The sequence below is a fragment of the Desulfofundulus sp. genome (genome assembly GCF_049701015.1).
Taxonomy (GTDB): Bacteria; Bacillota; Desulfotomaculia; order Desulfotomaculales; family Desulfovirgulaceae; genus Desulfofundulus.
The window spans coordinates 1-5,491 of the sequence record NZ_JBNATZ010000168.1 but is presented as its reverse complement, the minus strand read 5'-3'; the positions used below and the strand labels follow the sequence as shown (position 1 = coordinate 5,491).

Genomic DNA, 5,491 nt, shown 5'->3' with positions numbered 1-5,491 from the left:
GCTGGGAGAAGAGGTGCGGAAGTTGGTGGCGGGGGAGACTGCTCCGCCCGGCGGCCAATAATGACAGACAGGTTTGATTCATCCCACAAATTCCTGGCGGCTTAACTTGCGCGCAAACGTGAGGAACCCCGTATGGCCCACCATGCGGTGCTGGGGCCTTACAGCCCGGCCCTCTATGTGCCAGCTCCTGAGCATTACTTCCAGGGTCTCTATTAAACCGAAAGTGCCTGATTTTTGCAGGACAGTCGTAAAAGTGCGGACCTGCATGATGGAAGGCAGGTAGGAGCACAGGATACCACCGGGGACAAGGGCATTGTCCAGAGTTCTGACCGCCCGCCAGGGTTCGGGTACATCCAGGATTACGCGGTCAAATCCCGATTCCCCGCCCGCTTCGTAAATATCTCCAAGCTTTAATTCGAGGTGGGAGGGCAGGTGGCCAAACCAGGCTTTAATATTTTCCATGGCGCAGTCCAGCATATCCTGCCGGATGTCGTAAGCTACCACTTTCCCGGCCGTCCCTACCTGCCTCAGTACGGCGAGCAGGAGCGCCCCGCTGCCCACACCTCCCACCAGCACCCGGTGACCGGGCCTGATATCCCCCCACATCATAATGATGCCCAGATCCTTCGGGTATATGATGCCGCTTTTGCGCGGCATTTTTACTATATAGTTCGAAAGGGTTGGGTAAAAAACATAGAGTTTCTTACCTTCGGAAGTCCTGACTATGCTGCCGGGTTCGAGCCCCAGCACTTCATCGTGTTCAATATAGCCCCAGTATGTATGCAGGCGTTCTCCCGGAGTCAGACGCTGCAGCAATTTAATGCGCTGGTCGGCGAAGACAACCAGTTCTCCTTCCTTGAACGGCAACGCACTCACCTCCCGATAGTGAATCCACTGGTTTCATTGCTGCCTGTGTTATGCAATACAGGTACCCCGCCCGGTAATTTTTATTGTAGCACATGTCTTTTTTAAAGTTATACCCCCCTTTTTTCTGGATTGCGGTTATATAATAAAAGTAATAGCGGAAAGAATTTTCCCGTGAGGTGACCGCCGTGTCAGTTCCCCTCCCTGATAATAATGAATGTGCTACTCAATTACCTGTTGATCGCGTTTCCCCCCGGCAGGGGCTGCTGGCCAGGCTCCGTATTGCCAGCAAATGCCCGGCCCGTCCCACTGCCAGCGATATGCTCTGGTGCGCTCTGGGCAGCCTTCTTGGCCTGGGTATTGTTTCATTTTTGGCCTTTCATTATCATTTACCCCTGCTTGTTGCTCCCTTTGGTGCTACGGCGGCGCTCATTTACGGTTCCTGTACCAGTCCCTTTGCCCAGCCCCGTAATGTCCTGGGAGGACACGTAATCAGTGCCTTTGTGGGAGTACTGGTTCACCAGCTAATGGGTACCACATGGTTTTCAGTTACCTTGGGCGTGAGTTTGGCCATTTTACTGATGTTTCTTACCCGTACGGTACATCCGCCGGGAGGGGCTACGGCCCTAACTGCTATTTTAACTGGTCAGGGTTTCAGGTTTATTTTAGAACCAGTATTACTTGGTACGATGGTTTTACTTGGCGTTGCTCTGCTGGTACACCGGTGTCGGGGAGGAGGCTATTACCCTACTTACTGGTTTTAAGGAAAATTTTAAGGAAATTTTGAGGGCCGGGCAAAAGACTGCCCCGCAGGTGTTTTTTGTCCAGGTATAAACCGTCTTTTATTGTTCAATACTGGAAAGTGGGAAGTGATACCATGGGATTTGGCCGGTGGAGGACTTTTATTACCCTGGGATTTTTTCTGGGTTTGGTCGTGTTCGGCCTGGAAGTGGTTGTGACGTCGTACAATCAACTTCTTTCACCCCCCGAACCCTTACACCTGGGACAGGTCATGAAAGATGTTCTGGCCTGTTTTCAGCAGCCGTGGCTTGACCGGTACCTGAATTCAACCAGGGAATTCATCAAGATGTATGTGGAGAGGCTGCACTTTTTGCGCGTATGAGTAAAGTGTCCTTTTCACCACCAGTAATTGATGTTATAATTAGACTTTGAGAGATTGGGTGGTGATATTGAATGGGGAGAGAACACATCCGCAATTTCTGCATAATTGCCCACATTGACCACGGCAAGTCCACCCTGGCCGACAGGCTTTTGGAATATACCGGAGCTATCAGTCCCCGGGAAATGACCGACCAGGTGCTGGATCAAATGGACCTGGAACGGGAGCGGGGTATTACCATCAAGCTGCAGGCCGTACGCCTTGCCTACCGGGCTGAAGATGGAGTGGAATACCAGTTAAACCTGATTGACACTCCCGGCCATGTGGATTTTTCCTACGAAGTTTCGCGCAGCCTTGCGGCGTGCGAGGGCGCCCTGCTGGTGGTGGACGCGGCCCAGGGCATCGAGGCGCAAACTCTGGCCAACGTGTACCTGGCCATTGAAAACGACCTGGAAATTATTCCGGTAATTAATAAAATTGACCTGCCTGCAGCCGATCCCGAAAGGGTCAAACGGGAAATTGAGGACGTAATCGGCCTTGATGCTTCGGGGGCCATTTTAGTTTCGGCCAAGTTTGGGACTGGCATAAAAGAATTGCTGGAAGCCGTTGTGCGGAGGATACCGCCTCCCGGCGGTGACCCCGCCGCTCCTTTAAAAGCTCTCATTTTCGATTCACATTACGACCCCTATAAAGGGGTTATTTCCTATGTACGTGTAGTTGATGGCTATCTGGAAGAAGGTATGCACATAAGGATGATGTCCACTGGCAGGGAGTTCGAGGTTGCCGAGGTGGGCATCTTCAAGCCGGCCATGACCCCCACCGGGAGGCTGGAAACGGGTCAGGTAGGGTATGTGGCGGCAGGCATTAAAAATGTCAGGGACACCCGGGTAGGCGACACCATCACCAATGCCGCCCGCCCGGCGCTCGAACCCTTGCCCGGTTACCGTAAGGTTACGCCCATGGTCTACTGCGGCCTTTATCCTGTGGACACGGTGGATTACGACGACCTGCGTGACGCCCTGGAAAAATTGAAGCTTAACGATGCGTCCCTGGTCTATGAGCCGGAAACATCCGAAGCTCTGGGTTTTGGTTTTCGCTGTGGTTTCCTGGGGCTTTTACACATGGAAATTATCCAGGAGCGCCTCGAGCGGGAGTACGGCTTGAATCTGATTACCACCGCACCCAGTGTTGTGTACCGGGTTGTCACGACGGCCGGCGAAGAGCTCTACATTGACAACCCGACCAAAATGCCCCCGGTGGGCAAGGTGGCTAAAATGGAGGAACCCTTTGTCGCTGCCACCATTATGGTGCCCGGGGACTATGTGGGAGCGGTGATGGAACTGGCCCGGGAACGCCGGGGTATCTTTAAAACCATGGAGTACCTGGGTGAAAACCGGGTCATGCTGGTCTACGACCTGCCTCTGGCCGAGATCATTTTCGATTTTTTCGACCAGCTGAAGTCACGCACCCGGGGATATGCTTCTCTGGACTACGAACTGGCGGGGTACCGCGAAAGCGACCTGGTTAAACTCGACATCCTGATTAACGGAGAGCCGGTGGATGCCCTGACCTGCATTGTGCACCGGGATAAGGCCTATTACCGGGGCCGGCAGCTGGTGGAAAAACTACGCACTCTAATACCCCGGCAGCTCTTTGATGTACCCGTCCAGGCGGCCATCGGCAGCCGGGTCATCGCCCGTGAAACTATTAAAGCCCGGCGCAAGGACGTGCTGGCCAAGTGTTACGGCGGTGACGTAACCCGCAAGCGCAAGCTTTTAGAAAAGCAAAAGGAAGGCAAAAAGCGCATGAAGCAGGTGGGTAACGTCGAGATACCCCAGGAAGCTTTTATGGCGGTGCTGAGCATAGAAGAAAGGTAAAATATCCGGGGAGTGAGCCCGTGGCCATCAGCCTGTACATTCACGTACCTTTTTGCCTGCGTAAATGCCGGTACTGCGACTTTGTTTCCTATAGCTATGACCCGGAAGCCGCCTGCCGGTACCGGGTCGCTCTTTTAAGGGAAATGGCCCTGTACCACGAGCGGTTGGGTCCGGAGGAGAGGCGACTGAAGACCATTTTTATCGGCGGGGGTACCCCCACCTGTCTGCCGGAGGAAGACCTGGCGGCCATTCTGGAAGGATGCAGCCGTTATTTTCAATGGCTGCCCGGAGTGGAGGTCACTGTGGAGGCCAATCCAGGCACGGTGGATCTGTCAAAACTGCGGACCCTGCGCTGTGCCGGTGTCAACCGCCTATCCCTCGGGGTGCAGACCTGTTCGGACCACTTTTTAAGATTGCTGGGACGGGTTCATAGTTTTAACCAGGCGGTAGAGGCGGTGATACTGGCCCGCCGGGCTGGTTTTGACAACCTCAACCTGGACCTCATCTTTGCCATTCCCGGGCAAACCGTAGCGAACTGGCAGCACTGCCTGCGTAAAGTTCTGTCGCTGCGGCCGGAGCATATTTCCGCCTACTCCCTCCAATTGGAGGAAGGTACGCCTCTGGCACGGGAAGTGGCTGAAGGCCGCATCCTTCCCTGTGAGGAGGAGACCGAACTGGCCATGTACCGGGAGGTGATCGACTTCCTGGTGGACCGGGGTTACGAACATTACGAGATTTCCAATTTTGCCCGCCCGGGCTACCGGTGCCGGCATAACTTGACCTACTGGCACAACGAACCCTACCTTGGCCTGGGACCGGCTGCCCATTCCTGTCTGGGAGACGAGCGCTTTTATAATACCGGCTCTCTGGAAGAATACGAAGCACGCCTTTTGGCCGGGGAACTCCCGGTGGCCGGCCGCGAAAGGTTGTCCCGGGACACCATGATGGCGGAAACGGTATTTCTGGGCCTCCGCCTTATAGAGGGACTTGATCTGGCGAGATTTGAGTCCCGTTTTGGGAAAAATATTGAAGAGGTTTTTGGTGAGCAAATAAAAAAATTAAGCAGGCTGGGTTTATTGAAAATTCATTCCAAACATCTAAAATTGACTGCGCGGGGTCTGCCCCTTGCCAATGCCGTCTTCAGGGAGTTTGTGTTACCTTGACAAATGTTCAGGTGGGTGCTATGTTTTAACTTAAGAGGGTTTAGCACTCAACATAATCGAGTGCTAACAAAGGGGGTGTTAAGGGTGAGAATGGATGCCCGTAAACAGGATATCCTTCTGGCCATTATCACCGATTACATTGCTACCGCTGAACCGGTGGGTTCACGTACTATTGCACGTAAATATCGTCTGGGCATCAGTCCGGCTACCATCCGCAATGAAATGGCCGACCTGGAAGAAATGGGTTATATTGAACAACCCCATACCTCAGCTGGGAGAATTCCTTCAGAGCTGGGATATCGCTATTATGTGGATTATTTGATGAAAAGGCAGGAGCTGACTGCTGAGGAAGAAGATTTTATTCGCAAGAGTTACCGCCAGAAAGTTAGGGATGTGGGTGAAGTAATCCACCGCACAGGACAGTTGTTGTCCCAGTTGACCCAGTATGCCGCCATGGTGCTGCCGCC

General features: G+C 53.4%; 6 protein-coding genes. 5 read left to right on the top strand and 1 reads right to left on the bottom strand.

The window, feature by feature from the left end:
- Positions 1 to 78: 78 nt before the first annotated feature.
- Positions 79 to 867, bottom strand: coding sequence for a tRNA (adenine-N1)-methyltransferase (locus tag ACPLUI_RS10385; protein ID WP_424660192.1), 789 nt, complete (start codon positions 865 to 867; stop codon positions 79 to 81).
- A 185-nt stretch (positions 868 to 1,052) separates the two neighbouring features.
- On the opposite strand from ACPLUI_RS10385, the gene ACPLUI_RS10380 reads away from it, so the two are divergent.
- The 5 genes from ACPLUI_RS10380 to ACPLUI_RS10360 form a co-directional block, all read left to right on the top strand.
- Positions 1,053 to 1,628, top strand: coding sequence for an HPP family protein (locus ACPLUI_RS10380; protein WP_424660191.1), 576 nt, complete (start codon positions 1,053 to 1,055; stop codon positions 1,626 to 1,628).
- A 56-nt stretch (positions 1,629 to 1,684) separates the two neighbouring features.
- The gene (locus ACPLUI_RS10375; RefSeq protein ID WP_424660190.1) at positions 1,685 to 1,987 is read left to right on the top strand and encodes a hypothetical protein; all 303 of its coding nucleotides are present in this window, start codon (positions 1,685 to 1,687) and stop codon (positions 1,985 to 1,987) included.
- A 71-nt stretch (positions 1,988 to 2,058) separates the two neighbouring features.
- Positions 2,059 to 3,861: a translation elongation factor 4 gene (lepA, locus tag ACPLUI_RS10370; RefSeq protein WP_424660189.1), complete on the top strand. Its 1,803-nt coding sequence runs from the start codon at positions 2,059 to 2,061 to the stop codon at positions 3,859 to 3,861.
- Positions 3,862 to 3,881: 20 nt separating this feature from the next.
- Positions 3,882 to 5,024, top strand: coding sequence for a radical SAM family heme chaperone HemW (hemW, locus tag ACPLUI_RS10365; RefSeq protein WP_424660188.1), 1,143 nt, complete (start codon positions 3,882 to 3,884; stop codon positions 5,022 to 5,024).
- Positions 5,025 to 5,108: 84 nt separating this feature from the next.
- The coding region (locus ACPLUI_RS10360; RefSeq protein WP_424660187.1) for an HrcA family transcriptional regulator at positions 5,109 to 5,491 on the top strand (383 nt) is incomplete at its 3' end.

Excerpts from the sequence above, each read along its gene's own strand:
- lepA (WP_424660189.1), top strand. The coding sequence starts at position 2,059 with ATGGGGAGAGAACACATCCGCAATTTCTGCATAATTGCCCACATTGAC.